The sequence below is a fragment of the Pseudomonas sp. R76 genome (assembly GCF_009834565.1).
GTDB lineage: Bacteria > Pseudomonadota > Gammaproteobacteria > Pseudomonadales > Pseudomonadaceae > Aquipseudomonas.
In genome coordinates this window covers 6,580,943-6,606,508 of sequence record NZ_CP019428.1, presented here as the reverse complement: position 1 = coordinate 6,606,508, position 25,566 = coordinate 6,580,943, and the positions used below count along the sequence as shown (strand labels likewise).

The window sequence follows — 25,566 nt, the reverse complement described above, 5'->3', positions numbered from 1 at the left end:
CTTAGTCAGTGGCTGCCGGAATGCCCGAAACCGCCAGCACCGCGTTGGGTCTCGTCGAATTCCTGTACCAGTTCGAAGTGCGCCTGCACCACCGGCACCAGTACCAGCTGGGCGATGCGCTCGCCGACGGCAATGTTGAAGGCGGTTTGGCCACGGTTCCAGCACGACACCATCAGCTCGCCCTGGTAATCGGAGTCGATCAGACCGACCAGGTTGCCCAGCACGATGCCGTGCTTATGGCCGAGGCCCGAGCGTGGCAGGATCAATGCGGCCAGGCCCGGGTCGCCGACATAGATCGACAGGCCGGTCGGAATCAGAAGGGTCTGGCCCGGCTCAAGGACAGTGTCCTCTTTGAGCATGGCGCGCAGGTCCAGCCCGGCGGAGCCTGGGGTGGCGTAGGCCGGCAGTGGGAATTCGTTGCCGATGCGTGGGTCGAGGATCTTGGCTTGCAAAGCGTGCATGTAAATTAAACCTGGTTCAGCCGTTGGGCGATAAATGAGATCAGTTGGCGGGCAATCTTGCCTTTGCTGGTCTGGGCGAAAACGGTGGCGTGCAACTCGCGGTCGATCACGCTGATGGCATTTTCCTCACTGTTGAAGCCAATGCTCGGGTTGGCGACATCATTGGCAACGATCAGGTCGAGGTTTTTGTCTTTCAATTTGCGTGCGGCGTAGTCCAGCAGGTGTTCGGTCTCGGCGGCAAAACCGACGCTGAACGGGCGGTCTGCGCGCGTGGCGATGGATGCCAGAATGTCCGGGTTGCGCACCATTTGCAGGAGCAGGCCATCGCCACTTGTAGGGTCTTTCTTGAGTTTTTGCGGGGCGACGACTTCAGGGCGGTAGTCCGCAACCGCAGCCGAGGCGATAAAGAGGTCGCAGGGAATCGCGGCCTCACAGGCCGCCAACATGTCCCGGGCGCTGACTACGTCGATGCGCGTGACCCGATCAGGGGTCGGCAAATGCACCGGGCCGGTGATCAAGGTGACGCGCGCGCCTGCCTCAACCGCCGCTTCCGCCAAGGCAAAGCCCATTTTCCCTGAGCTATGGTTGGTGATGTAGCGCACCGGGTCGATGTTTTCCTGGGTCGGGCCGGCGGTGATCAGCACGTGCTTGCCGGTCAGGGCCAGGTGCTGGAAGCACTCGGCGGCGCACAGTGCCAGGTCGGTGGCTTCGAGCATGCGGCCCATGCCGACGTCGCCGCAGGCCTGGCTGCCGGACGCCGGGCCGAACACCTTGAGGCCACGGCTTTGCAGGAGCTGGGTGTTGGCTTGGGTGGCCGGGTCGCGCCACATGGCCTGGTTCATGGCCGGGGCAATGGCGACGGTGGCGTCGGTGGCCAGTACCAAAGTGGTCAGCAGGTCATCGGCGATGCCTTGGGCCAGGCGGGCGATCAGGTCGGCAGTTGCCGGGGCGATCAGCACCAGGTCAGCCCACTTGGCCAGCTCGATATGGCCCATGGCGGCCTCGGCTGCCGGGTCCAGCAGGTCGAGGTGAACCGGGTGGCCGGACAAGGCTTGCATGGTCAGTGGGGTGATGAACTCACTGCCACCGCGGGTCATGACCACGCGCACTTCGGCGCCTTGGTCCAGGAGCCTGCGAACCAGCTCTGCGCTCTTGTAGGCGGCAATGCCGCCGCCGACGCCGAGAACGATGCGTTTCCGATACAGACGCTGCATTGGTTTGCCTTTCCAGTTCAGTGATGCCAGTTCAGTGACGCCTGCGATGCCCCCTCCCCAGGAGAAATCGCACGCAAAAAAGAGGGCTTACGATAACACAGCGTCCGTCTGGCAACAGCGGACCGCATACACACGGAGGTGGGATGAGTATTCGCGATTGGCCTGTGGCGGAGCGTCCACGGGAAAAGCTGTTGGAATGGGGCGCGGCGAGCCTGTCGGATGCCGAGCTGTTGGCGATCTTCCTGCGCACCGGTGTGTCTGGCCGCAGCGCGGTCGACCTGGCGCGGTATTTGTTGGCGCAATTCGGTGGCCTTCGCCCGTTGCTGGAGGCCAGCCAGACGGTGTTCAGCCAGCATTTGGGGTTGGGCCCGGCGAAGTTTGCCCAGTTGCAGGCGGTGCTGGAAATGTCCCGGCGCCATTTGGCCGAGCGCCTGCGCGCTGACTCGGTGCTGGAGAGCCCGTTGGCCGTGCGCGATTACCTCAAGGCGTTGTTGCGGCATGAGCCCCACGAGATCTTCGGTTGCCTGTTTCTCGACTCAAAGCATCGCGTTCTGGGCTTTGAGGCGTTGTTCCACGGCACCATCGACGCCGCCATCGTTTACCCCCGGCAAGTGGTCAAGCGCGCCCTGGCGTACAACGCGGCGGCCTTGATTTTGTGTCACAACCATCCTTCCGGGAGCGTCGAGCCGAGTGCGGCTGATCGAAAATTGACCAAGTTGCTGCAAAAGGCGCTGGAAGTGGTGGATGTGCGGGTGTTGGATCACATCATCGTGGGCGATGGCGACCCGCTGTCGATGGCGGAATACGGGTGGATGTAGCCCCGCCCCAGTGGGGCGGGGCCGTTTGTCAGGGCTTGACGCTGACTTTGGAAAAGTCCTGCCGCCCGAACGGGCTCACTTGATAGCCCTCGACATTCTTGCGAGCCAAGGCAAAGGCGGTTGGGTGCGCCAGTGGCAGCCACAGTGCCTGCTGCTGGATCTGCGCCTGGGCCTGTTGATACAGCTTGCTGCGCACGCCTTGCTCACTGGTAGTCTTGCCGGCGCTGATCAGTTTGTCCAGCGCGGGGTCGCAGTAGCGGGCGAAGTTGGTGCCGGATTTCACCGCCGCGCAGGAGAATTGCGGGGTCAGGAAGTTGTCCGGGTCGCCATTGTCGCCGGCCCAGCCCATGAACAGCAGGTCGTGTTCACCGGCCTTGGCGCGGCGAATCAGCTCGCCCCACTCGATCACGCGGATCTCAGCCTGGATGCCGATCTTGGCCAGGTCGGCCTGCAACAGCTGTGCGCCGAGGTTAGGGTTGGGGTTCAGCAGGCTGCCGGTAGGGCGCGTCCAAATAGTGGTCTTGAAACCGTCCTTGAGCCCGGCGCGGTCGAGCAGCGCTTTGGCTTTGGCGATGTCCTGTGGATAACCTGGCAAGTCCTTGGCATAGCTCCAGGTATTGGGCGGATAAATGCCATTCGCTGCCTCGGCGGTGCCCTCAAACACGGCCTTGAGGTAGCTGTTTTTGTCGAAGGCCAAGTTGATCGCTTGGCGCACTTCCGGCTTGTCCAGCGGCGGGTGCTGGCTGTTGATAGCCACGAATGCGGTCATGAACGCGGCGGTTTTTTCCACTTTCAGGGCCGGGTCTTTTTCGGCCTCGCCTACGTCCAGCGGCTTGGGTGACAGGGCAATCTGGCATTCGTCGCGATGCAGTTTCTGCAGGCGCACGTTGGCGTCCGGGGTGATGGCGAAGAGCAAGTTATCCACAGCCGGTTTGCCGGCGAAGTAATCCGGGTTGGCTTTGTAGCGAACCACGGCATCTTTCTGGAAGCGCACAAAAACGAACGGCCCGGTGCCAATCGGTTGGCTGTTGAGTTCCTCCGGTGTGCCGGCTTTCAACAGTTTGTCAGCGTACTCAGCCGGGTAGATCGAGGCAAAGCCCATGCTCAAGGCGGCGAGGAAGGTCGAGTCGGCGTGGTCGAGGGTGAAGCGTACGGTCAGCGGGTCGAGCGCATCGATCTTCTTCACCAGTGTCGGCAATTGCAGCGACTGCGCATGCGGGAAGCCGCTCTGGGCGATCTTGTGCCATGGGTTAGCTGGGTCGAGCATGCGTTCGAAGCTGAAACGCACGTCTTCGGCCGTCAGGGTGCGACTTGGAGTGAAGTATTCGGTGCGGTGGAATTTCACCCCCGGGTGCAGCTTGAAGGTGTAGGTCAGGCCGTCCGGCGAAACGTCCCAGCTGTCCGCGAGGCTCGGCACCAGCTTGCCGCTGTTGGCGTCGTAGTCCACCAGGCGGTTCATCAATACGTCTGCAGAGGCATTGGTGGTGGTCAGCGAGTTGTATTGCACCACGTCGAACCCTTCGGGGCTGGCTTCGGTGCAAACGCTCAAGCTGGTGGCAGCCAGGGCCGCGGGCGCGATAAATAGAGGGGCTAGCAATAGCGGTAGGGCAGCGAGGCGCATATTCGGTTTCCTTTGCAGATCGAAGGCCCATCTGCGAGTGCAGTCTGGAAAAAGCCTACCGTAGTGGGCCGACTGATAAATGACCAGTCCATTTTTGCCTGTGCTTTTGGCGCAAATGCTGTTTTGATGGCGCCTCAGCGCGTTTCGCCGTGCACTTCATCGTGCGGGCGGGCGCTGTAAATCATTCTGTGCGACGAGCGGTCGGCCGTGACAGCGGCCCCTCCTGGCAACGGTTCAGGCGTCTGTCGCCGAGATTTATGCCGGTAAAAATACACGGGCTGTTGTTGCACTGGGGTCTTTCTGGTATAAAGCAGCGCTCTTTTCTAGGGGCCCGGTTCCTTCACTGTAGGTGTAGCCGGTAAGACCCTAAAGAAACGCGGCGCCTGGCGCCAAATGACTGAGAGATTAAGCGGCCAACCCATGCCGGGTTGGGCATGTGGTTTTAGAGGGCTGAGGCATGTCGAGAGTCTGTCAAGTTACCGGTAAGGGTCCGGTGACTGGGAATAACATTTCCCACGCAAATAACAAAACCCGTCGTCGTTTCCTGCCGAACCTGCAGCATCACCGCTTCTGGGTTGAAGAAGAGAAACGTTTTGTTCGCCTGCGTGTATCTGCTAAAGGCATGCGTATCATCGACAAGCGTGGCATCACTGTCGTGCTGGCCGAAATCCGTGCCGCTGGCAAGATCTAAGGAGCTTTATCATGCGTGAATTGATTCGAATGATCTCTAGCGCCGGTACTGGTCACTTCTACACTACCGACAAGAACAAGCGTACTACCCCGGACAAGCTCGAAAAGAAAATGTTCGACCCGCGCGTTCGCAAGCACGTGATCTACAAAGAAGGCAAAATCAAGTAATTGATTTTCTTCCTTGTGAAAAAAAGCCCGTCTCTCACGAGTCGGGCTTTTTTTTGCCTGTTCGTTCCCACGCTCTGCGTGGTAACGCCCCCTGTGACGCTCCGCGTCACGCTTTCAAGAGCTGACGCATCCCACGCAGAGCATGGGAGCGATCAGTAGATTCAGGCTTTCTGTTCGAACACCACGTAGATCTTGCGGCAGGGCTCAAGCACTTCCCAGGTGCCGCTGAACCCGGCCGGGATGACGAAGCGGTCGCCGGCACGCAAGGTCTTGGCGTTGCCGTCGGCATCGCGCAATACCGACACACCTTGCACAATCTCGCAGTACTCATGCTCGGTGTAATTGACCTTCCACTGCCCGACTTCACCTTCCCAGACCCCGGCGCTCATCTGGCCGCATGGGCTGTTGTAGTGGTTGTAAATGGTTTGCTCGGGGTCGCCCTTGAGGATTTTTTCGGCAGCCGGGCGGTAGCGGTCTGGGGCGGTGCTGGCTTGGCTGAAGTCGACGATGTCCTGGATGCTCATGTGCGTGTCCCGTCTGGCCTGCGGTTGGAGAGCCCAAAGTCTATGTTTATTAAAATGAACATCGCAAGGGCGTTTACCGGGCTTGTGTCAAATATATTGAAACACCCCCAGCCGCTGGTTTAGGGTGGCAGCTGCCTTGAGCCGAACAGCAGGCTGGCCGGGCAAGAATTCTTTGAGGCTGCCGGGGGACATCACCTGGCCCTTGTATTCAACAAGAGGAGGACACTCGCATGACCACCCTGACCCGTGCCGACTGGGAACAACGCGCCAAGGATCTGAAGATCGAAGGCCGCGCCTACATCAATGGTGAATACACCGCTGCTGTTTCCGGCGACACGTTCGAATGCATCAGCCCGGTCGATGGCCGCTTACTGGCAACGGTTGCCAGCTGTGACGCCGCCGACGCCCAGCGCGCCGTCGAAAATGCCCGCGCCACGTTCAATTCCGGTGTCTGGTCGCGCCTGGCGCCGGCCAAACGCAAGTCCGCCATGATCCGTTTCGCCGCGCTGCTCAAGGCCAATGCCGAAGAGCTGGCGCTGCTTGAAACCCTGGACATGGGCAAGCCGATCAGCGATTCCCTGGGCATTGACGTGCCTGGCGCAGCCAATGCGCTGAGCTGGAGCGGTGAAGCGATCGACAAAATTTACGACGAAGTCGCAGCCACGCCACACGATCAGTTGGGCCTGGTGACCCGCGAGCCGGTCGGCGTTGTCGGCGCGATCGTGCCGTGGAACTTCCCGTTGATGATGGCCTGCTGGAAGCTGGGGCCGGCGCTGTCCACCGGTAACTCGGTGATCCTCAAACCGTCCGAAAAATCCCCGCTGACCGCCATCCGCATCGCCGCCCTGGCGGTTGAAGCCGGTATTCCAAAAGGCGTGTTCAACGTGTTGCCGGGCTACGGCCACACCGTGGGCAACGCGCTGGCGCTGCACATGGACGTCGACACGCTGGTGTTCACCGGTTCCACCAAGATCGCCAAGCAGCTGTTGATCCGCTCCGGCGAGTCGAACATGAAGCGTGTATGGCTGGAAGCCGGCGGCAAGAGCCCGAACATCGTGTTTGCCGATGCCCCGGACCTGCAAGCTGCCGCCGAATCCGCTGCGGGCGCCATCGCTTTCAACCAGGGCGAAGTTTGCACCGCCGGTTCGCGCCTGCTCGTCGAGCGTTCCATCAAGGATAAATTCCTGCCGCTGGTGATCGAGGCCCTCAAAGGCTGGAAGCCAGGCAACCCGCTGGACCCGTCAACCAACGTCGGCGCACTGGTAGACACCCAGCAGATGAACACCGTGCTGTCGTACATCGAAGCCGGCCACGCCGACGGCGCCAAACTGGTGGCGGGCGGCAAGCGCACCCTGGAAGAAACGGGCGGTACTTATGTTGAACCGACGATTTTCGACGGCGTGACCAACGCCATGAAGATCGCCCAGGAAGAGATCTTTGGCCCTGTGCTGTCGGTGATCACCTTCGACAGCGCTGAAGAAGCCATCGCCATCGCCAACGACACCGTTTATGGCCTGGCCGCAGCCGTATGGACCGCCGATATCTCCAAGGCACACCTGACGGCCAAGGCTTTGCGCGCCGGTAGTGTGTGGGTCAACCAATACGACGGCGGCGACATGACGGCACCGTTTGGTGGTTTCAAACAGTCGGGTAACGGCCGCGACAAGTCGCTGCACGCGTTCGACAAATACACTGAACTGAAATCGACCTGGATCAAGCTGTAACCCTGTAGGAAACACCGCAGGCCAAATGTGGGAGCGGGCTTTTGTGGGAGCTGGCTTGCCTGCGATAGCATCACCTCGGTGTGACTGACACACCGAGGTGCTTGCATCGCGGGAAAGCCCGGCTCCCACACAAGCCCGCTCCCACACTGTTTTGTGTGTTCTCAAAATTATCCACAGGAGCGTGGAAATGCGTTGGGCGACTTATTTCGCCGTCCTGGCCTCGGTACTCAGCGTTGGCCTGGCCCTGGGCGTCAGCATGCCGCTGGTGTCCCTGCGCCTGGAAGGCTGGGGCTATGGCAGTTTCGCTATCGGCGTCATGGCGGCAATGCCGGCTTTCGGCGTGCTGCTGGGCGCCAAGGTTTCCAGCCGGATGGCCTCATGGCTGGGCACCGCCAACCTGATGCGCCTGTGTTTGTGGGCGGGTGCCGTCTCCATCGGTTTGCTGGCAATCTTGCCCAGTTACCCGGTCTGGCTGGTGCTGCGGCTGATGATTGGGGTGATCCTGACCATCGTGTTTATCCTCGGCGAAAGCTGGATCAACCAGTTGGTGGTGGAGCAGTGGCGTGGCCGCCTGGTGGCGCTGTATGGCTGCAGTTATGCCTTGAGCCAACTGTCGGGGCCGTTGCTGCTGGGCGTGCTCGGCACCGACCATGATTACGGTTTCTGGGTCGGCGTTGGCTTGCTGATGGTTGCGCCGCTGCTGTTGCTTGGTCGTTCCGGCGCGCCGACCGCTGAATCCTTCAGTGTGACATTCAGTGATCTATGGCGCTTTTGCCTGAGCCTGCCGGCGATTGCCTGGGCGGTGGCGTTATTCGCTGCGTTCGAAGCGATGATCCTGACGCTGCTGCCGGTGTATTGCCTGCAACAAGGGTTTACGGCCGAGGTTGCCTTGGCCATGGTCAGCACCGTGGTGGTCGGCGACGCATTGCTGCAATTGCCCATCGGCGCTTTGGCTGATTACCTGCCGCGTCGCACGCTGTTCTTGAGCTGTGCGGTGTTGCTGCTGGTGTCGAGCCTGGCGATTCCGCTGTTATTGCACACGCCACTGATCTGGCCGGTGTGGGTGATCTTCGGCGCCAGCGCCGGTGGGTTGTTCACCTTGTCGCTGATTTTGATCGGCGAGCGTTACCGCGACGATGCGCTGGTACGCGCGAATGCCCACGTGGCGCAGCTGTGGGGCATCGGCTGCCTGATTGGGCCGCTGGTGGCGGGCGCGGGCAGCCAGTGGATCAGCGGGCATGCATTGCCGTGGCTGATGGCGGCGGGAGCGTTGGGATTGGTGGTGTTGCTGCTGCGCCAGGGCGCATTCGGTGCCGCCCAGCCTGCTTGACGTGAAATGCAATTAACTGTGGGAGCTGGCTTGCCTGCGATAGCGGTGAGTCAGCTAGCCTATTGGTGCCTGACACTCCGCTATCGCGGGCAAGCCCGACTCCCACAGGGTTTTTCACTGTGTTTAGAGCATCCGTTCCAGGCCGACTGAAGTAGCAAACCAGGCATTAAACCGGCGCCACCAACTGCCGGGCTCATGGGTCAGCGTGTGCAATTGGCCGTTATCCTCGGTAACCCACACCACCTGGCCGTCCTGCAATTTCGCCTCATAGCTCAACGCTGGCGCCATGCCTTGCAGCGCCAGGTTGCGCACGTGTTCCGCCAGCTCGGGGCTGTCCACCAGCACGCCGACCTCGGTGTTCCACAGCACCGAGCGCGGGTCGAAATTGAACGAGCCAATAAACGACTTCTCCCGATCAAAGATCATCGCCTTGCTGTGCAGGCTGGAGTCCGAGCCGTGGAACGCGCCCCGGCGAAACAGGTGCGGGCCGCTGCCTGCACTCGGGTCGCCGGGCTGGCGGCGCAGTTCATAGAGTTTTACGCCATGTTCGAGCAATGCCTTGCGATACGGCGCATAGCCGCCGTGCACCGCCGGTACATCCGTGGCTTCGAGGGAGTTGGTCAGCAAACTCACCGACACCCCCGCATCGGCGCGGCCGGTCAGGTACACCAGCCCAGGCTGCCCCGGCACGAAGTACGCTGAAATCATGATCAGCTCATGGTTGACGCCTTCCAGCTCCGGCGCCAGTTGGGTGGTGAGCAGCAATCGCGGGTCCGGGTCGGCCTTGGCCAGCACCTTGCTCGGCGCATCCCACAGCGCCTGGTTCCAGGCCCAAATCAGCTCGCGCCGCCAGATGTCCATGCGCGGCTGGGTTTGGTAGGTGCGCAAGCGGTTATACAGGGCGTGGTTCTGTTGGCGTGATTCGGCCAGCGAGTCTTGCAGGCGTACACGTGCGGCGGCCAGGTCTCGTTTGGACGGGGCGGTGGAGACGAAGTCATCAATCGGCTTGCTCAGCGCGCTGTTCCAGTACTGATCAAAACTGTGGCCGAGCTGTTCAGCCACCGGCCCCACGCTGAGCATGTCGATGTCGGTGAAATTCAGGTTGGGCTCGGCATCGAAATACTCATCGCCCAGGTTACGCCCGCCGACGATGGCCACGCTGTTATCCGCCAGCCACAGCTTGTTGTGCATGCGCCGATGTTGCAGCGACAGGTTGAACAAGCGGCCCATGGCCCGCGTCACGCCGGTGCTGCGGCCCAAGTGCAGCGGATTGAACAGGCGAATTTCGATTTGCGGGTGGGCGGCGAGGGTGGCGATGACTTGGTCGAGACCGTCGCTGGTGGTGTCGTCCAGCAGGATGCGGATGCGCACGCCACGGTCGGCGGCCTTGAGCAGTTCGTCCACAAGCATGCGCGTGCTGATGCCGTCGTGCACGATGTAGTACTGCAGGTCGAGGCTGCTCTGGGCGTTGCGGATCAGCTCGGCGCGGGCCATGAAGGCTTCGCTGCTGTTGGGCAGCAGGCGAAAGCCCGAGCGACCTTGATGGGGCGCCGCCTGGGCCTGGATCGAACGGCCGAACGACGATTGCGCGGCGGGCAACGCGTCACTGGGAATGCGCGGGCTGTCGACCGTAGCGCAGCCGCCCAGCGCCAGGGCGGCCAACAGGAAAAACGGTAAAAGCCGTCGAATCATCAAGGGCGCTGCTTCCAGGTCAGGGCGATTGTGGGCATATGACGGCTAAAACCGGCGAAAGGTCAGTCTGCCGCCTCGGCGAGCATCTTGATGGCTGCGGCCCCGACCTTGCGTACCGCTTCCTCAATCTGTGGGGTTGGCTTGGCAGCGTAGTTCATGCGCAGGCAATTGCGGTACTTGCCGGAGGCCGAAAAAATGCTGCCCACCGCCACCTGAACGCCTTGCTCCACCAGTACGCGATTGAGCTTGAGGGTGTCGAAGCCTTCCGGCAACTCGACCCACAGCATAAAGCTGCCTTGAGGTCGGCTGGCACGTGTGCCGGCCGGGAAGTAGCGGCTGACCCAGTCGAGCATCAAGTCGCGATTACGCTGGTATTGAGTGCGCATCCGCCGCAAATGCGGTTCGAAGTGGCCGTTCTTGAGGAATTCGGCGATGGCAATCTGTGGTTGGGTCGCGGTCGAGCCGGTGCTGATGTATTTCATGTGCAGCACCCGCTCCAGGTAGCGACCGGGCGCTACCCAACCAATGCGTAAACCGGGCGCGAGGGTTTTCGAGAACGAGCTGCACAGCAACACGCGGCCGTCTTCGTCGAAGGATTTGATCGTGCGCGGGCGTGGGTAGCTGTAGGCCAATTCGCCATACACATCGTCTTCGATGATCGCCACGTCAAAGCGCTGCGCCAGCGTCAGCAACGCACGTTTGCGCGCCTCCGGCATGATGTAGCCCAAGGGGTTATTGCAGTTGGGCGTCAGCTGGATGACCTTGATCGGCCACTGCTCCAGCGCCAGCTCGAGCGCTTCGAGGCTGATGCCGGTGAGCGGGTCGGTCGGGATTTCCAGGGCCTTCATGCCCAGGCCCTTGAGGGTCTGCATGGCGCCGTGAAAGCTTGGCGAGTCCACGGCGACGATATCGCCCGGCTCGCAAATCGCGTGGATGCTGGCGGACAGCGCCTCGTGGCAACCCGTGGTGATCACGATGTCTTCGGCCGTCAGCTGGCAGCCGGAATCCAATGACAGTCGTGCAATTTGTTCGCGCAACTCCATACAGCCGAGGATGTTGTCGTAATACAGCCCCGGCAAGTCCTGACGACGACTCACCCGTGCAAGGCTGCGCAGCAAGGGTTTCAGGGTCGGCGACAATACATCCGGCATGCCTCGGCCCATCTGTATGACGTCTTTGCGCGGCACTGCACGTATCAGTTCCAGCACCTGGTCCCATTGCGAAATTTCCACTGGCCGCTGGGCCGGGCGGCCTACTTCGGGCAGCGCCGGCAGCTCGCGCCCGACCGGCACAAAGTAACCGGACTTGGGCTTGGGCATCGCCAGGCCGTTGTCTTCCAGCAAACGATAGGCTTGTTGCACGGTGCTCAGGCTGACCCCGTGTTCCACGCTCAAGGCGCGCACCGAGGGCAGGCGATCGCCGGGGCGATAAAAGCCCTGTTCGATGCGCGTGCCCAGCAATTCGGCGAGGTTGACGTAAAGGGTCATGGCGGTCGCTCCCGAGACCAGTACAGATAAGGCGAAAATACAGGATTCAGGCGTCTATGGGCAGCATCTGTATGGATTTAATAAAAGTAGGTTGAATCTGTAATGCTTTTGCGCCCGCGCTCACTCTAGTCACTCATGGCAACAGGTGAATGAGGGGCAGCAAAATGAGCGGCATAAGCGATGTGCGTCTGATGTTACACAGTCAGGAATTGCAGGCAGGGCAGGAGCGGGCGACGGCGCCGCGGGATATCAACCGCTGGAGTCTGTTCTGGCATCGCCGCCACACGCGCAAGGCTTTGCTGCATTTGACCCACGAGCAACTGCGCGACGTTGGGCTGACCGCCGAACAAGCGCGCCAGGAAGGCCTCAAACCGTTCTGGCGCGACTGATCACACCAGCTCTTTGAACCGATGCCAGAGCATCCCCAGCGCCAACAGCGGCGAGCGCAGGTGCTTGCCGCCGGGGAAGGTGATGTGCGGCACTTGGGCGAACAGGTCGAAACGGCCCTGCTGCTGGCCGCTGATGGCTTCGGCCAGCAGCTTGCCGGCCAGGTGCGTGGCATTGAGGCCGTGGCCGGCGTAGGCCTGGGCGTAATACACATTGGGTTGATCGGCCAGGCGGCCAATCTGTGGCAAGCGGTTGGCGCCGATGCCGATCATGCCGCCCCACTGGTAGTCGATTTTCACCTCGGCCAGTTGCGGGAACACCTTGAGCATTTTCGGACGCATGTAGGCGCCAATATCCTGCGGGTCACGTCCTGAATAATGGCAGGCACCGCCGAACAACAGTCGTCGGTCAGCGGACAGCCGGAAGTAATCCACCGTCACCCGCTGATCACACACGGCCATATTCTGCGGCAGCAGGTTGGTGGCCTGGGCTTGGCTCAACGGTTCGGTGGCGATGATGTAGCTACCGGCGGGCAATACTTTGCCGCTTAACTGCGGATTCAAACCCTTGAGGTAGGCATTGCAGGCCAGCACCAGGGTTTTGGCGCGCACGTTGCCGAGGGCGGTGTGCACGTTGACCTCGGGGCCGTAGTCGATGCGCGTCACTTCGGAGTGCTCGAACAGCTTCACGCCCAACTGCTGTGCGGCGGCGGCCTCGCCGAGGGCCAGGTTCAACGGGTGCAAGTGCCCGGAACCCATGTCGATCATGCCGCCCACATAACGGTCGGAGCCGATTACGCTGCTCATCTCGTTGGCTTGCAGCAGGCGTACTTCATGGCGATAGCCGAGGCTACGCAGTTCTTCGGCGTCTTCAGCCAGGCCTTGCAGGTGCCGGGGCTTGTTCGCCAGGTCGCAATAACCCCAGGTCAGGTCGCAGGGGATCTGATAGCGCTCGACGCGTTCGCGCACGATCTCCACGGCTTCCAGGCCCATCAGCTTCATCTGGCGTACACCGTCGGCGCCGATCACGTTGGCGAACTGGTCCAGGCCATGGCCGACACCGCGAATCAGCTGGCCGCCGTTACGCCCACTGGCGCCCCAACCCATCTTGCGCGCCTCCAGCAGCACCACGCTGAAACCGCGCTCCGCCAGTTCCAGCGCCGTGTTCAGCCCGGAATAGCCGCCGCCAATCACGCACACATCGGCGCTGACTTCGCCCGTCAGAGCCGGGTATTCGGGCTGTGGGACGCTGCTGGCGGCATAGTAGGAAGCGGTGTGCCGGGCACTGGCAGTCATGGGGAGCATCCCTGTTTGGAAAATTTGACGCAGGATACAGCGGTCGGACGACGCTGTCTGCGCAGGGCGTTTTGCGTCAGAATCCACGCTTATTCGCTGTTCGGTATGGGTTTCGATGAGTTGCAACAGTCAGAAAATCAGCGCGCTGCGCAGGCAAATTCCCTCGTTCGAGTGCGTGCCAGGTTGCCACGACTGCTGTGGGCCGGTGACCACCTCACCCGAGGAAATGTCACGCCTGCCGCGTAAGACCGCTGCCGAGCAGGACGCGGCAATGGACGAACTGAACTGTGTGCACCTCGGGCCGAATGGCTGCACGGTGTATGACGAGCGGCCGCTGATTTGCCGGTTGTTCGGCACCACCAAGACCCTGCCGTGCCCCAATGGGCGGGGGCCGATGGAGTTGATTCATCCTCGGGTGGAGAAACAGATCCATGAATACATGGCCAGCACCCGGCAGGTGCTTGTCTAGCGACTGTACTCGGTCAAAGTGTGTGCGGGCTTGCTCGCGAAGGCGGTGAATCAGTCGATGAGTCTGGTGACTGACACTCCGCTTTCGCGAGCAAGCCCGCTCCCACACAAGCCAGCTCCCACATTGACCGTAATGTATCGGTCAATCCGGGATTGGCAGGTTCAGGCTCTCCTTCACCTCTTCCATCACGATATAGCTCTTGGATTCGCGCACATGGGGCAGTTTGAGCAGGATATCGCCAAGCAATTTGCGGTACGACGCCATCTCCGAAATCCGTGCTTTCACCAGGTAGTCGAAATCGCCTGAGACCAAGTGGCATTCCAGCACGTGCGGCAGTTTCAACACCGCGCGGCGGAATTCTTCGAAGGTGTCGCCGGACTTGTAATCGAGGCTGATCTCGACAAATACCAGCAAACTCCCCTTCAAATGCTGCGGGTTGAGCCGCGCGTTGTAGCCCATGATGATGCCTTCACGCTCCAGGCGGCGGACGCGCTCGGTGCACGGCGTGGTCGACAGCCCGACTTTTTCCCCCAGCTCCGTGAACGAAATTCGCCCGTCGGTTTGCAGGATACGCAGGATGTTGCGGTCGATCTTGTCCAGCTCCCGCTTGGTCTGGGTGTTGCTACGCATAGGGGATACGCCTCTGTGAAAAGGGTTTTTGCCGAGAATTGTCGCCAAATATAGGTGCTTATATAGTGAAATGCACTGGCAATAGTTTTTTACACTGCGCTCATCATTGCTCGAATAACACACGTCAGCGGCCAAGCCCGCGATGAGGATATAAAAATGCGCGTTCTGGTCTTGGGTAGCGGCGTCATTGGGGTGACCAGTGCCTACTATTTGGCGCGGGCCGGCTTTGAAGTCGTGGTGGTTGACCGCCAGCCTGCTGCTGCCATGGAAACCAGTTTCGCCAACGCCGGCCAGGTGTCCCCGGGTTATGCCTCGCCCTGGGCCGCGCCGGGCGTGCCGCTCAAGGCGATCAAGTGGCTGCTGCAACGCCACGCACCGCTGGCAATCAAGGCCACCGCCGATATCGATCAATACCTGTGGATGGCGCAGATGCTGCGCAACTGCACGGCCAGCCGCTATGCGGTGAACAAAGAGCGCATGGTGCGCCTGTCCGAGTACAGCCGCGACTGCCTCGACGAACTGCGCGCTGAAACCGGCATTGCCTACGAAGGCCGTAGCCTCGGTACTACCCAACTGTTCCGCACTCAGGCTCAGTTGGATGGCGCTGCCAAGGATATCGCCGTGCTGAAAGAGTCCGGCGTGCCCTTCGAATTGCTCGACCGCGACGGCATTGCCCGCGTGGAGCCGGCCCTGGCCAGCGTCACCGATATCCTCGCCGGTGCACTGCGTCTGCCGAATGACCAGACCGGCGATTGCCAGATGTTCACCACGCGCCTGGTCGAGATGTGCAAACAGCTGGGCGTGGAGTTCCGCTTCGAACAAGACATCCAGCGCCTCGATTACGCGGGCGACCGCATCAACGGCGTGTGGATCGACGGCAAGCTGGAAACCGCCGACCGCTACGTGCTGGCCCTCGGCAGCTATTCGCCGAAGCTGCTCAAGCCGCTGGGGATCAAGGCGCCGGTGTACCCGCTCAAGGGTTACTCGTTGACCGTGCCGATCACAAACCCCGCGATGGCGCCCACCTCGACCATTCTGGACGAGACCTACAAGGTCGCGATCACCCGTTTCGACAACCGCATCCGCGTTGGCGGCATGGCTGAGATAGCCGGTTTTGACCTGTCGCTGAACCCGCGCCGACGCGAAACCCTGGAGATGATCGTCAACGACCTTTATCCTCAGGGCGGCGATTTGACCGAAGCCAGTTTCTGGACCGGTTTACGCCCGACCACACCCGACGGCACGCCGATTGTCGGTGCCACCCCATTCAAGAACCTGTTCCTGAATACCGGCCACGGCACACTCGGCTGGACCATGGCCTGTGGTTCCGGCCGCTTGCTGGCCGACCTGATGGCGAAGAAAACGCCGCAGATCAGCGCCGCAGGCCTCGATATTTCCCGTTACGGTAACCACCAGGAGTCCGCACGACATGTCAATCCAGCGCCAGCTCACCAATGAGCGCATGAGCCAGATCGTTGTTCACAGCGGCACCGTCTATCTGGCCGGGCAAGTCGGCGACGACATGAGTGCCGGAATCGAACAGCAGACCCGTGAAACCCTGGCCAATATCGAGCGTTTGCTGGACTTGGCCGGCACCGACAAAACCAAGTTGCTGTCGGTGACGATCTACTTGAAAGACATCGACGCCGATTTCGCCGGCATGAACGCGGTATGGGACAAGTGGCTGCCTAAAGGCGTCGCCCCGGCCCGTGCCACGGTCGAAGCCAAGCTGTGCGAACCGGAAATTCTGGTAGAGCTGTCCGTTGTGGCCGCGCTGCCTTAAACCAAGATCCCTCTCCCGGTGCCGATGCTGTCTGTCGGTGCCGGTTTTTTCTTCACTCTGCCGCCTAGAAGCCTGCCGCCATGCGTCCTGCCCGTGCCCTGATCGACCTCCAAGCCCTGCGCCATAACTATCAACTGGCCCGTGAAGTCACGGGGGCCAAGGCCCTCGCCGTGGTCAAGGCCGATGCCTACGGCCATGGTGCCGTGCGTGTCGCACAGGCGCTGGAAGCTGAGGCGGATGGGTTTGCCGTGGCGTGCATCGAAGAAGCGCTGGAGCTGCGTACCGCCGGGATTCGCGCGCCGGTGCTGTTGCTGGAGGGGTTCTTCGAAGCCGACGAGCTGCCGCTGATCATCGAGCATGATTTCTGGTGCGTGGTGCATTCGCTGTGGCAGTTGGAAGCCATTGAGCAAGCGCGGTTGACCACGCCGCTGACGATCTGGCTCAAGCTGGATTCCGGCATGCACCGTGTCGGCCTGCATCCCAAGGATTATCACGAGGCGTATCAGCGTCTGCTGGCCAGCGGCAACGTGGCGAAAATCGTATTGATGAGCCACTTCGCCCGCGCCGACGAACTCGACTGTGTACGCAGCAATGAACAAGTCGCGGTGTTTGAGGCGGCGCGCCAAGGTTTGTCGGCTGAAGTCAGCCTGCGCAATTCGCCTTCGGTGATGCGCTGGCCGAGCGTGTCCAGCGACTGGGTGCGCCCGGGCATCATGCTCTACGGCGCCACGCCGTTTGGCGAAGACCAGGCCATTGCCGCGCGTTTGCAGCCGGTGATGACCCTGGAGTCCAAGGTCATCTGCGTGCGCGAACTGCCGGCCGGTGAGCCGGTGGGTTACGGCGCCAAGTTCATCACGCCAAAGCCGATGCGTATCGGCGTGGTTGCCATGGGTTACGCCGACGGTTACCCGCGTCATGCGCCGACCGGCACGCCGGTGCTGGTGGCGGGGCAGCGCAGCCAACTGCTGGGCCGCGTGTCCATGGACATGCTGTGTGTCGACCTCACCGACGTGCCCCAGGCCGGGCTTGGTTCCACGGTGGAGTTGTGGGGCAAAAATATCCTCGCCAGTGACGTCGCGGCAGCCGCCGAGACCATTCCCTACCAGATCTTCTGCAACCTGCGTCGCGTGCCAAGGCTCTATTCCGGGGCTTGACCGCCGCCTACGAGTGGAGCCGGCCGGGATTTAGGCCCAAGTGTTGTAAATACTGAACGCTGTCGCCATGATAACGCTCAATTACAACAAAGCCTGAATCCTAGGAGGCTCCTGCATTGGACGTCGGCGAACGACTGCAATCCATCCGTAAACTGAAGGGTCTTTCCCAGCGTGAGCTCGCCAAGCGCGCGGGTGTCACCAACAGCACCATTTCGATGATCGAAAAAAACAGTGTCAGCCCCTCGATCAGCTCCTTGCGCAAGGTGCTGGGCGGCATCCCCATGTCCATGGTCGAGTTCTTTTCCGAGGAGATCCTCCAGGAAAAACCGACGCAGATCGTCTATAAAGCCAATGAGCTGATCGACATCTCGGACGGCGCCGTCACCATGAAACTGGTGGGCCGCGCGCACCCGAGCCGGGCGATTGCGTTTCTCAACGAGATTTACCCGCCGGGGGCTGATACCGGCGAAGAAATGCTCACCCACGAAGGCGAGGAAACCGGGATTCTGGTGGAAGGCCGACTGGAATTGGTGGTCGGTGTTGAAACTTTTGTGCTCGAAGCCGGCGATAGCTACTACTTTGAAAGCACCAAGCCGCATCGTTTTCGCAACCCGTTCGACGTGCCGGCGCGACTAATCAGCGCAGCCACACCCGCGAACTTTTGACAGAAGAGGCGTGCTGCCAGCGTTGCAGACACTCCCGCAGCTGTATTCCGCACGACCGAATCTCCCTTTAGTTAATAGGGTTGTTTCGGCCGGTCGGGCTAACCGTTATACTTTCGCCGCCTGCGAAACCGTGGCCGCAGGCGTGAATAGCCACCATTGAGGGTGAACGCGTGAACCTAATTATGAAAATGCTGGCTGCACCAGCAACCGTACTGGCCCTATGGGCTGTCAGCGCTCAAGCTGCGACCAATGATGAAATTGCCAAGCGCCTGGAGCCTGTGGGCCAGGTCTGTGTTCAGGGCCAGGAATGCAAAGGGATGGAAGTTGCAGTGGCAGCGGGCGGCGGCGGAGCGGCTAAAACGCCGGATGAGGTCATCGCCAAGCATTGCAATGCGTGCCACGGCACCGGCTTGTTGAATGCGCCGAAGATCGGTGACACGGCGGCCTGGAAAGAGCGGCTTGGCCATGTGGACGCAGTACTGGCAGAACTCAAGGTCGAGGCGCCCGAGAAAGGCACCAAAGGTCTGGCGCAAGTCGCCAAGCATGGTTTGAATGCGATGCCCCCAATGGGAACCTGCTCCGATTGCAGCCTTGATGACCTTGAAGGCGCAATCAAGAAGATGTCTGGCTTGTAACCTGCCGATCTTCGCCAAAAAGCCGCTGCCCAGCGGCTTTTTTGTGCCCGCGATTTGTACTTCATCGCTGTTCATTGCAGCAAAGACCCGGCAAGCTCGGTCCAACCCCTAATCATGGAATGTTCAGGAGGGTCGGATGGTGCAGTTGTGTTCAATCGAGCAAGCAGTTGACGACGTACTGGCGCGCCTGCCCGCGCATATCCACATGGGCATGCCCCTGGGTTTGGGCAAGCCCAACCTGTTCGTCAACGCGCTGTACCGGCGCATCGCCAAGTTGCCGGAGCGGGCGCTGACGATCTATACCGCGCTGGCCCTGGGCCGCCCGACGATGGGCGATGGTTTGCAGAAACGCTTCCTCGAGCCTTTTATCGAGCGCGTATTCGGTGATTATCCCGAGCTGGACTTCCTTGCCGACCTGCACACAGACAGCCTGCCCGCGAATATCCGCGTACAGCAGTTCTTCATGCAGCCCGGCAGCCTGCTCCACAGCGCGTCGGCGCAGCAGGATTACGTCAGCAGCAATTACAGCCACGCCGCCCGCGACATCAACGCTGCGGGCCTTAATCTGGTGGCGCAGCTGGTGGCCAGCAGTACGGAACATCCGGATCGCCTGAGCCTGAGCTGCAACCCGGACATCACCCTCGACCTGCTGCCGATGATCGAGAAGCGCCGCGAGGCCGGGGAAACCATCCTGGTCGTAGGCCAGGTTCACGCCGATTTGCCCTACATGCCAGGTGACGCCGAGTTGGGCATGGACGCGTTCGATTACCTGATCGACGCAAAGGACAGCACCACGCTGTTCTCCACGCCGAATATGCCCGTTGGTTTCCAGGACCATTTTATCGGCCTGCACGCCAGCACCTTGGTGCGCGATGGCGGCACCTTGCAGATCGGTATTGGTTCGATGGGCGATGCACTGACCGCCGCCTTGCTGGCGCGCCAGGCAGACAACGAAGCCTATCGCCTGTTACTCACCGACCTCGACGTGTATCAGTGGGCGCCCTTAATCAGCCACGAAGGCGGCGTCGCGCCCTTTGCCCGTGGCCTGTATGGCTGCAGTGAGATGTTCGTCAACGGCCTGCTGGTGTTGGCCGACGCCGGCATCATCCGCCGCAAGGTCTACCCGGATGTGGCGACCCAGGCGCAGGCCAACGCCGGCACCCTGGACGACGCCGCGCAGCCCGATGGCGTGTCGATTCATGGCGGTTTCTTCCTCGGTCCGCGCAGTTTTTACCAGCGCTTGCAGGAAATGACTCACACCAAGCGCCTTGAATTCAACATGACCCGCATCAGTTACATCAACGAGCTGTACGGCCAGGAAGAACTCAAACGTTTGCAGCGCCTGGATGCGCGGTTTATCAACAGTGCGATCACCGTGACGTTGCTCGGCGCGGGCGTGGCGGACCAGTTGGAAGATGGGCGTGTGCTCAGTGGTGTCGGCGGGCAGTACAACTTCGTCGCCCAGGGCCACGCGCTGGAAGGCGCGCGTTCGATCCTGATCCTGCGCAGCTGGCGCGAGTCGGCGGGCGAGGTCAGTTCCAATATCGTCTGGGAGTACGGGCACTGCACCATCCCACGGCACCTGCGCGATATCGTCATCACCGAGTACGGGATTGCCGATTTGCGTGGGCAGACGGATGCGAAGGTGATCGAGGCGCTGCTGAATATCACCGACTCGCGCTTCCAGAATGACTTGATCGAACAAGCGCAAAAGGCTGGCAAGCTGCCCAAGGATTTCCAACTGGACCCGCGCTTTGCCGACAATACGCCGCAGCGGCTCAAGGCCATTCAGGCGCGGCATCACCGGTTGTTCCCGGAGTATCCGCTGGGCACTGATTTCACGGATGAGGAAAGGGATCTGTTACGAGCGCTGAACTGGCTCAAGAGCAAGTTCAAGCTGACCGAGATTCTGGAGCTGGGCAAAGCAGCCCTGGATGCGCCGGAGCCGGAGGCGTTTCCCAAGCACCTGGAGCGGATGCGCTTGGATAAGCCGGAGGGGTTGAAAGAGGATCTGTATCAGCGCTTGCTGCTCGCCGGCCTGCAGGCCACCGCGCACTAACCGGCCCACACAAAACCAAATGTGGGAGCGGGCTTGCTCGCGAATGCGGTGTATCAGTCGACTGATATATTGACTGTTACACCGCTTTCGCGAGCAAGCCCGCTCCCACATTTTGATCTCTGTTCACATGTGATTTGCAGTGCTGCAAATTACTCGATGAAGGTGACGACGCCACCCGCCAACGACTTCACCCGCGCCAGCGACTCAACCCGATAACCCTGCGCATCCAGCTCGGCACGGCCGCCCTGGAACGACTTCTCGATCACAATCCCCAAACCGGCAACGGTTGCGCCCGCTTGCTTGATGATCGAGATCAGCGCCTGGGAGGCTTTGCCGTTGGCCAGGAAGTCATCGATCACCAACACGCGGTCGCTGCTGGTCAGGTGGCGCGGCGAAATCGCCACGGTGCTTTCGACTTTCTTGGTGAAGGAATACACCGTCGCCGACAGCAGGTTTTCAGTCAGCGTCAGGGATTGCTGTTTGCGCGCGAAGATCACCGGCACGCCGAGGTTCAGGCCGGTCATGATCGCCGGCGCAATGCCCGAGGCTTCGATGGTGACGATCTTGGTGATGCCCGAGTCCTTGAACAGCGCGGCGAATTCGTCGCCGATCAGTTTCATCAGCGCCGGGTCGATCTGGTGGTTCAGAAAAGCGTCGACCTTGAGTACCTGATCGGAAAGCACGATGCCTTCTTCGCGAATTTTCTTGTGCAGTGCTTCCACGGAAAGCTTCCTCTAATGGCGCGGTGTGCGCCGAAAGTAGATTAAAAAGTAGTCGATTCTAGCGCTTTAACATCGCGCGTATATCCGCCAAGGCGGTGTTGCCGCGAACGGCCTTCACCTCGGTCGGTGTGTCGTCATTGCCTTCCCAGGCCAAATCGTCCGGCGGTAGCTCGTCGAGGAACCGGCTGGGGGCACAATCGATGATTTCGCCGTATTGCTTGCGCTTGGCGGCAAAGGTGAAGGCCAGCGTCTGACGCGCGCGGGTAATGCCCACGTAGGCCAGGCGCCGTTCTTCTTCGATGGTGTCGGCTTCGATGCTGGAACGGTGCGGGAGGATTTCCTCTTCCATGCCCATGATGAACACGTAGGGGAATTCCAGGCCCTTGGAAGCATGCAAGGTCATCATTTGCACACCTTCGGCGCCGTCTTCCTCTTCCTGCTGGCGCTCGAGCATGTCGCGCAGCACCAGCTTGCCGATGGCGTCTTCGACGGTCATCTCGCCGTCTTCGTCTTTTTCCAGGGTGTTTTTCAGCGCTTCGATCAGGAACCAGACGTTGCCCATGCGGTAATCCGCGGCTTTGTCGCTGGAACTGTTGGTGCGCAGCCAGTTTTCATAGTCGATGTCCATGACCATGCTACGCAGCGCGCTGATCGGGTCTTCGCCGGCACACTGCTCGCGCACCTTGTCCATGAAGCGCTTGAAGCGCGACAGGCGGTCGGTGAAGCGCGTGTCCAGATGCTCGCCCAGGCCGATTTCATCGGTGGCGGCGTACATCGAGATCTTGCGTTCGGTGGCGTAGTTGCCGAGTTTTTCCAGGGTCGTGGAGCCGATTTCCCGGCGCGGCACGTTGATCACGCGCAGGAAGGCGTTGTCGTCGTCCGGGTTCACGATCAGGCGGAAGTAGGCCATCAGGTCTTTTACTTCCTGGCGTCCGAAAAAGCTGTTGCCGCCGGACAGGCGATACGGCACCTGGTGGTGCTGCAGTTTCAACTCGATCAGCTTGGCCTGGTAGTTGCCGCGATACAGGATCGCAAAGTCGCTGTACGGGCGGTCGGTGCGCAAGTGCAGGCTGAGGATTTCCACGGCCACGCGCTCGGCTTCGGCGTCTTCGTTGCGGCAGCGGATCACGCGGATTTCATCGCCGTGACCCATCTCACTCCACAGCTGTTTTTCGAACTCGTGGGGGTTGTTGGAGATGAGCACGTTGGCGCAACGCAGGATGCGGCTGGTGGAGCGGTAGTTCTGCTCCAGCATCACCACTTTCAGGGACGGGTAGTCGTCCTTGAGCAGCATCAGGTTTTCCGGGCGGGCGCCGCGCCAGGCGTAGATCGACTGGTCGTCGTCGCCGACCACGGTGAACTGGTTGCGTTTGCCGATCAGCATTTTCACCAGCAGGTATTGGCTGGCGTTGGTGTCCTGGTATTCGTCCACCAGCAGGTAGCGGACCTTGTTCTGCCATTTTTCGAGGATGTCGGCGTGGTCCTCGAACAGCTTCACCGGCAGCAGGATCAGGTCGTCGAAGTCCACCGCGTTGAACGCCTTGAGCGTGCGCTGGTAGTGGGTGTAGACGATGGCCGCGGTCTGTTCCTTGGGGTTACGCGCGTTTTCCAGGGCTTGGGGCGGCAGGATCAGGTCGTTTTTCCAGGCGCCGATCATGTTCTTGATCTCATCCACGCCGTCGTCGCCTGCGTATTCCTTTTGCATGATGTCAGTCATCAGCGACTTCACATCGGTTTCGTCGAAGATCGAGAAACCCGGCTTGTAGCCCAGCCGCGCATGCTCCTTGCGGATGATATTCAGGCCCAGGTTGTGGAAGGTACACACCGTGAGGCCACGGCCTTCGCCGCCTTTGAGCAGCGTGCCGACACGCTCTTTCATCTCGCGCGCCGCCTTGTTGGTAAAGGTCATGGCGACGATGTACTGGGCGCGGATGCCGCAGTTCTGGATCAGGTGCGCGATCTTGCGGGTGATCACGCTGGTCTTGCCGGAGCCAGCACCGGCGAGCACCAATAGAGGGCCGCCGACGTAGTTCACGGCTTCTTGCTGCCGGGGATTGAGTCGGGACATACAGAATTCAGGGAGTCGTTGTTCAAAAGGGCGGGCATTTTAACAGGCTCGCAGGATTCTGCTCTCACAGAACGACAGTGTGACGTACCACTCGATCTAAATTTGCCGCTTTTGATACTTTGCCGCAGGATGTGGGAGGCTTTTAGGGCTAAGGTTGCGACTAATCCTTACAGCCAGCGTATTTGATAACCCTTATCATTGGTGATTATCAGGCCGCGCGTCATAATGCCCGCCGCCAACACACTTTTGCAGAGTCTAGGGAGCTAGCTTGTCTACGCCTGTCGAACCCTTGCGTTTGCTGCTACTGGCCGATGAGCCAGCGTGGGCAGCGTTGTTGCGCGAGTGCCTGGCGCCGATGGGCGAAGGGGCTGTGCTGATCAGTGCGCCCAACTGGGACTCGGTGAGTCGTCTGTTCGATGACGACCACAGTGCCGTGTTATTGACCACGCCCAGCCTGCAACCCGGCCCTGGCCGCTGCAACCTGCCGTGCGTATTGCTGTTGGAGCAGGAACCGCTGGTTTCGCCGCTCGGTGTGAGCGATTGGTTGATCCTTGATGTTCTGGATGCCGATACATTGCGCCGTTGCTTGCGCCATGTCCGCGAGCGCGGCGTGCTGGAAACCACCTTGCAGCGCCTGGCCGAACAAGACCCGCTCACCGGCATCGCCAACCGCCAAGGGTTTCAGACCTTGCTGACGGCGCGCCTGGCCGAAAACGAAGGCCGTGGCCTGGCCCTCGGCCATCTCGACCTCGACAACTTCCGGCATGCCAACGACGCACTAGGCCACCAGGCCGGCGACCGGCTGATCCTGCAAGTGGTCTCGCGCCTCAAGAGCCAGCTTGAAGCCGGCGACCAACTGGCACGCCTGGGCAGCGACGAATTCGCCCTGCTGATTGACACCCGCCGTGCGCCGCAACGCGCCGAATGGATGGCCGAACGCATCACTGAAGCCATGGCCGAACCCTATTGGGTGGATGGCGAAAGCCTGCTGATCGGCTGCAGCCTGGGCGTGGCACATGCCCGCGCACGCGCCGGCGCCGACCCGTTGATGTGGCACGCACACATCGCCATGCAGCAAGCCAAAAGCACCCAAGGCTGCACCTTTCATATTTTCAATGAGCGCATCAACCGCAACGCGCGCAGCCTGGCCGACCTGGAAAGTGAACTGCGCCGCGCCTTGCGCCGTGATGAGTTGGAACTGCATTACCAGCCGCGCCTGGACCTGGACGACGGGCATATCGTCGGCCTGGAAGCCTTGGTGCGCTGGCGCCACGGCGAACGCGGCCTGCTGCCGCCCAGCGAATTCGTACCGCTGGCCGAACAGAGCGGCCTGATTGTGCCGCTGGGTTACTGGGTGATCTCCCGCGCCCTGCGCGACATGCAAGACTTGCGCGAACGCGGCCTGCCGCCGCTGCACATGGCGGTCAATCTGTCGTTTCGCCAGTTCCAGGACAGCCAGTTGCTCTCGACACTTAGCCGGCTGATTGCCGAGCGGGGCGTGGAGGCGCAGTGGCTGGAGTTCGAATTGACCGAAACCGCCGTGATGCGCCGCAGTGACCTGGTCAAGCAAACCATGGACGCCCTCGGCCGCCTGGGTGTGCGGTTTTCCCTGGACGACTTCGGCACCGGTTTTTCCTCGTTCGTGCACCTCAACAGCCTGCCGATTGCCTTGTTGAAGATCGACAAGAGCTTCGTCGGCGGTATGGAAGAGCGCGAAGAAAACCGCAAGCTGGTGCACGCCATGATCAACCTGGCCCACAACCTCAACCTGGAAGTGGTGGCTGAAGGTGTGGAAACGCCTGAGCAACTGGCGCTGTTGCGGTTGTTTGGTTGCGATCAGGCGCAGGGTTATTTGATCAGCAAGCCGTTGCCGTTGGCGGAGTTGGTGGAGTACCTGACCTTCGGTAAGAGCCAGCAGGCTTTGCTGGGCTGAATGGTGGGAGCTGGCTTGTGTGGGAGTCAGCTCCCAC

At 60.9% G+C, this 25,566-nt stretch carries 23 protein-coding genes and 2 pseudogenes; 15 read left to right on the top strand and 10 right to left on the bottom strand.

Annotated elements, in window-relative coordinates; all coding sequences use genetic code 11:
• Positions 1–5: 5 nt before the first annotated feature.
• Complete coding sequence (gene dut / locus PspR76_RS30035; protein ID WP_110620471.1) at positions 6–461, bottom strand: dUTP diphosphatase; 456 nt, start codon at positions 459–461, stop codon at positions 6–8.
• Between the two features lie 5 nt (positions 462–466).
• Positions 467–1,675: a bifunctional phosphopantothenoylcysteine decarboxylase/phosphopantothenate--cysteine ligase CoaBC gene (gene coaBC, locus PspR76_RS30030; RefSeq protein ID WP_159961004.1), complete on the bottom strand. Its 1,209-nt coding sequence runs from the start codon at positions 1,673–1,675 to the stop codon at positions 467–469.
• Positions 1,676–1,818: 143 nt separating this feature from the next.
• Here coaBC and radC point away from each other — a divergent pair, with 143 nt between their 5' ends.
• Positions 1,819–2,493 (top strand): RadC family protein, encoded by a 675-nt coding sequence (radC, locus tag PspR76_RS30025; RefSeq protein ID WP_159961002.1) that lies wholly within the window; start codon positions 1,819–1,821, stop codon positions 2,491–2,493.
• A gap of 28 nt (positions 2,494–2,521) precedes the next feature.
• Here the strand turns inward: radC and PspR76_RS30020 are convergent, their stop codons facing one another.
• Complete coding sequence (locus PspR76_RS30020; RefSeq protein WP_159961000.1) at positions 2,522–4,114, bottom strand: ABC transporter substrate-binding protein; 1,593 nt, start codon at positions 4,112–4,114, stop codon at positions 2,522–2,524.
• Positions 4,115–4,571: 457 nt separating this feature from the next.
• Between PspR76_RS30020 and rpmB the strand changes: the two genes are divergently transcribed.
• Together rpmB and rpmG are read left to right on the top strand one after the other, a co-directional pair.
• Positions 4,572–4,805, top strand: coding sequence for a 50S ribosomal protein L28 (rpmB, locus tag PspR76_RS30015; protein ID WP_003176907.1), 234 nt, complete (start codon positions 4,572–4,574; stop codon positions 4,803–4,805).
• A gap of 11 nt (positions 4,806–4,816) precedes the next feature.
• Entirely contained in the window at positions 4,817–4,972 is a 156-nt protein-coding gene (gene rpmG, locus PspR76_RS30010) for a 50S ribosomal protein L33 (RefSeq protein ID WP_003176906.1), read from the top strand.
• 161 nt (positions 4,973–5,133) lie between these two features.
• Here the strand turns inward: rpmG and PspR76_RS30005 are convergent, their stop codons facing one another.
• Positions 5,134–5,496, bottom strand: coding sequence for a cupin domain-containing protein (locus tag PspR76_RS30005; protein WP_015886527.1), 363 nt, complete (start codon positions 5,494–5,496; stop codon positions 5,134–5,136).
• 230 nt (positions 5,497–5,726) lie between these two features.
• On the opposite strand from PspR76_RS30005, the gene PspR76_RS30000 reads away from it, so the two are divergent.
• Both PspR76_RS30000 and PspR76_RS29995 read left to right on the top strand, forming a co-directional pair.
• Positions 5,727–7,220: an aldehyde dehydrogenase gene (locus PspR76_RS30000; protein WP_159960998.1), complete on the top strand. Its 1,494-nt coding sequence runs from the start codon at positions 5,727–5,729 to the stop codon at positions 7,218–7,220.
• A gap of 187 nt (positions 7,221–7,407) precedes the next feature.
• On the top strand, positions 7,408–8,550 hold the full coding sequence (locus PspR76_RS29995; protein ID WP_159960996.1) for an MFS transporter: 1,143 nt from the start codon (positions 7,408–7,410) through the stop codon (positions 8,548–8,550).
• Between the two features lie 123 nt (positions 8,551–8,673).
• Here the strand turns inward: PspR76_RS29995 and PspR76_RS29990 are convergent, their stop codons facing one another.
• Complete coding sequence (locus tag PspR76_RS29990) at positions 8,674–10,242, bottom strand: phospholipase D family protein (protein WP_159960994.1); 1,569 nt, start codon at positions 10,240–10,242, stop codon at positions 8,674–8,676.
• A gap of 62 nt (positions 10,243–10,304) precedes the next feature.
• Entirely contained in the window at positions 10,305–11,729 is a 1,425-nt protein-coding gene (locus tag PspR76_RS29985) for an aminotransferase-like domain-containing protein (RefSeq protein WP_159960992.1), read from the bottom strand.
• Positions 11,730–11,893: 164 nt separating this feature from the next.
• Between PspR76_RS29985 and PspR76_RS29980 the strand changes: the two genes are divergently transcribed.
• Positions 11,894–12,118, top strand: coding sequence for a DUF1127 domain-containing protein (locus PspR76_RS29980; protein WP_159960990.1), 225 nt, complete (start codon positions 11,894–11,896; stop codon positions 12,116–12,118).
• Here PspR76_RS29980 and PspR76_RS29975 read toward each other — a convergent pair whose 3' ends face one another.
• Positions 12,119–13,411, bottom strand: a complete 1,293-nt coding sequence (locus PspR76_RS29975) for an NAD(P)/FAD-dependent oxidoreductase (RefSeq protein WP_159960988.1) — start codon at positions 13,409–13,411, stop codon at positions 12,119–12,121. It lies immediately after the preceding gene.
• Between the two features lie 115 nt (positions 13,412–13,526).
• Between PspR76_RS29975 and PspR76_RS29970 the strand changes: the two genes are divergently transcribed.
• Positions 13,527–13,880 (top strand): YkgJ family cysteine cluster protein, encoded by a 354-nt coding sequence (locus PspR76_RS29970; RefSeq protein ID WP_159960986.1) that lies wholly within the window; start codon positions 13,527–13,529, stop codon positions 13,878–13,880.
• Between the two features lie 141 nt (positions 13,881–14,021).
• Here PspR76_RS29970 and PspR76_RS29965 read toward each other — a convergent pair whose 3' ends face one another.
• On the bottom strand, positions 14,022–14,510 hold the full coding sequence (locus PspR76_RS29965; RefSeq protein ID WP_159960984.1) for an Lrp/AsnC ligand binding domain-containing protein: 489 nt from the start codon (positions 14,508–14,510) through the stop codon (positions 14,022–14,024).
• Between the two features lie 156 nt (positions 14,511–14,666).
• Here PspR76_RS29965 and dadA point away from each other — a divergent pair, with 156 nt between their 5' ends.
• The 7 genes and pseudogenes from dadA to PspR76_RS29935 all read left to right on the top strand — a co-directional run bounded on the left by dadA (position 14,667) and on the right by PspR76_RS29935 (position 20,806).
• Complete coding sequence (dadA, locus tag PspR76_RS29960; protein WP_159960982.1) at positions 14,667–15,968, top strand: D-amino acid dehydrogenase; 1,302 nt, start codon at positions 14,667–14,669, stop codon at positions 15,966–15,968.
• Positions 15,940–16,293, top strand: a complete 354-nt coding sequence (locus tag PspR76_RS29955) for a RidA family protein (protein WP_034116404.1) — start codon at positions 15,940–15,942, stop codon at positions 16,291–16,293. The genes dadA and PspR76_RS29955 overlap by 29 nt, the downstream gene beginning before the upstream one ends.
• An 80-nt stretch (positions 16,294–16,373) precedes the next feature.
• Positions 16,374–17,447, top strand: a complete 1,074-nt coding sequence (gene alr / locus PspR76_RS29950) for an alanine racemase (protein ID WP_159960980.1) — start codon at positions 16,374–16,376, stop codon at positions 17,445–17,447.
• A gap of 116 nt (positions 17,448–17,563) precedes the next feature.
• Positions 17,564–18,112 (top strand): cupin domain-containing protein, encoded by a 549-nt coding sequence (locus PspR76_RS29945; RefSeq protein WP_003206841.1) that lies wholly within the window; start codon positions 17,564–17,566, stop codon positions 18,110–18,112.
• Between the two features lie 182 nt (positions 18,113–18,294).
• Positions 18,295–18,663 (top strand): annotated as a pseudogene (locus PspR76_RS29940) (c-type cytochrome); the annotation flags it as partial.
• Positions 18,655–18,747: pseudogene (locus tag PspR76_RS31770) on the top strand (c-type cytochrome); the annotation flags it as partial. The pseudogenes PspR76_RS29940 and PspR76_RS31770, both read left to right, overlap by 9 nt.
• A 136-nt stretch (positions 18,748–18,883) precedes the next feature.
• Positions 18,884–20,806: an acetyl-CoA hydrolase/transferase C-terminal domain-containing protein gene (locus PspR76_RS29935; RefSeq protein WP_159960978.1), complete on the top strand. Its 1,923-nt coding sequence runs from the start codon at positions 18,884–18,886 to the stop codon at positions 20,804–20,806.
• 149 nt (positions 20,807–20,955) lie between these two features.
• On the opposite strand, the gene PspR76_RS29930 is transcribed toward PspR76_RS29935, so the two are convergent.
• Both PspR76_RS29930 and rep read right to left on the bottom strand, forming a co-directional pair.
• Positions 20,956–21,528, bottom strand: coding sequence for a xanthine phosphoribosyltransferase (locus PspR76_RS29930; RefSeq protein ID WP_010207474.1), 573 nt, complete (start codon positions 21,526–21,528; stop codon positions 20,956–20,958).
• A 58-nt stretch (positions 21,529–21,586) separates the two neighbouring features.
• Positions 21,587–23,596 carry a DNA helicase Rep gene (gene rep, locus PspR76_RS29925; protein WP_159960976.1) on the bottom strand — a complete coding sequence of 670 codons (2,010 nt, stop codon included), beginning with the start codon at positions 23,594–23,596 and terminating at the stop codon, positions 21,587–21,589.
• Between the two features lie 268 nt (positions 23,597–23,864).
• Here rep and PspR76_RS29920 point away from each other — a divergent pair, with 268 nt between their 5' ends.
• The gene (locus PspR76_RS29920; RefSeq protein ID WP_159960974.1) at positions 23,865–25,529 is read left to right on the top strand and encodes a putative bifunctional diguanylate cyclase/phosphodiesterase; all 1,665 of its coding nucleotides are present in this window, start codon (positions 23,865–23,867) and stop codon (positions 25,527–25,529) included.
• Positions 25,530–25,566: the final 37 nt, after the last annotated feature.

Bases quoted from the DNA above. Each gene is read 5' to 3' on its own strand.
- dut (WP_110620471.1), bottom strand. From the start codon at position 461: ATGCACGCTTTGCAAGCCAAGATCCTCGACCCACGCATCGGCAACGAA.
- PspR76_RS29990 (WP_159960994.1), bottom strand. From the start codon at position 10,242: ATGATTCGACGGCTTTTACCGTTTTTCCTGTTGGCCGCCCTGGCGCTG.
- PspR76_RS29985 (WP_159960992.1), bottom strand. From the start codon at position 11,729: ATGACCCTTTACGTCAACCTCGCCGAATTGCTGGGCACGCGCATCGAA.
- PspR76_RS29995 (WP_159960996.1), top strand. From the start codon at position 7,408: ATGCGTTGGGCGACTTATTTCGCCGTCCTGGCCTCGGTACTCAGCGTT.
- alr (WP_159960980.1), top strand. From the start codon at position 16,374: ATGCGTCCTGCCCGTGCCCTGATCGACCTCCAAGCCCTGCGCCATAAC.
- rpmB (WP_003176907.1), top strand. From the start codon at position 4,572: ATGTCGAGAGTCTGTCAAGTTACCGGTAAGGGTCCGGTGACTGGGAAT.
- dadA (WP_159960982.1), top strand. From the start codon at position 14,667: ATGCGCGTTCTGGTCTTGGGTAGCGGCGTCATTGGGGTGACCAGTGCC.
- PspR76_RS30005 (WP_015886527.1), bottom strand. From the start codon at position 5,496: ATGAGCATCCAGGACATCGTCGACTTCAGCCAAGCCAGCACCGCCCCA.
- rpmG (WP_003176906.1), top strand. From the start codon at position 4,817: ATGCGTGAATTGATTCGAATGATCTCTAGCGCCGGTACTGGTCACTTC.
- PspR76_RS30020 (WP_159961000.1), bottom strand. From the start codon at position 4,114: ATGCGCCTCGCTGCCCTACCGCTATTGCTAGCCCCTCTATTTATCGCG.
- PspR76_RS29975 (WP_159960988.1), bottom strand. From the start codon at position 13,411: ATGACTGCCAGTGCCCGGCACACCGCTTCCTACTATGCCGCCAGCAGC.
- rep (WP_159960976.1), bottom strand. From the start codon at position 23,596: ATGTCCCGACTCAATCCCCGGCAGCAAGAAGCCGTGAACTACGTCGGC.
- radC (WP_159961002.1), top strand. From the start codon at position 1,819: ATGAGTATTCGCGATTGGCCTGTGGCGGAGCGTCCACGGGAAAAGCTG.
- PspR76_RS30000 (WP_159960998.1), top strand. From the start codon at position 5,727: ATGACCACCCTGACCCGTGCCGACTGGGAACAACGCGCCAAGGATCTG.
- PspR76_RS29970 (WP_159960986.1), top strand. From the start codon at position 13,527: ATGAGTTGCAACAGTCAGAAAATCAGCGCGCTGCGCAGGCAAATTCCC.
- PspR76_RS29955 (WP_034116404.1), top strand. From the start codon at position 15,940: ATGTCAATCCAGCGCCAGCTCACCAATGAGCGCATGAGCCAGATCGTT.
- coaBC (WP_159961004.1), bottom strand. From the start codon at position 1,675: ATGCAGCGTCTGTATCGGAAACGCATCGTTCTCGGCGTCGGCGGCGGC.
- PspR76_RS29965 (WP_159960984.1), bottom strand. From the start codon at position 14,510: ATGCGTAGCAACACCCAGACCAAGCGGGAGCTGGACAAGATCGACCGC.
- PspR76_RS29935 (WP_159960978.1), top strand. From the start codon at position 18,884: ATGGTGCAGTTGTGTTCAATCGAGCAAGCAGTTGACGACGTACTGGCG.
- PspR76_RS29980 (WP_159960990.1), top strand. From the start codon at position 11,894: ATGAGCGGCATAAGCGATGTGCGTCTGATGTTACACAGTCAGGAATTG.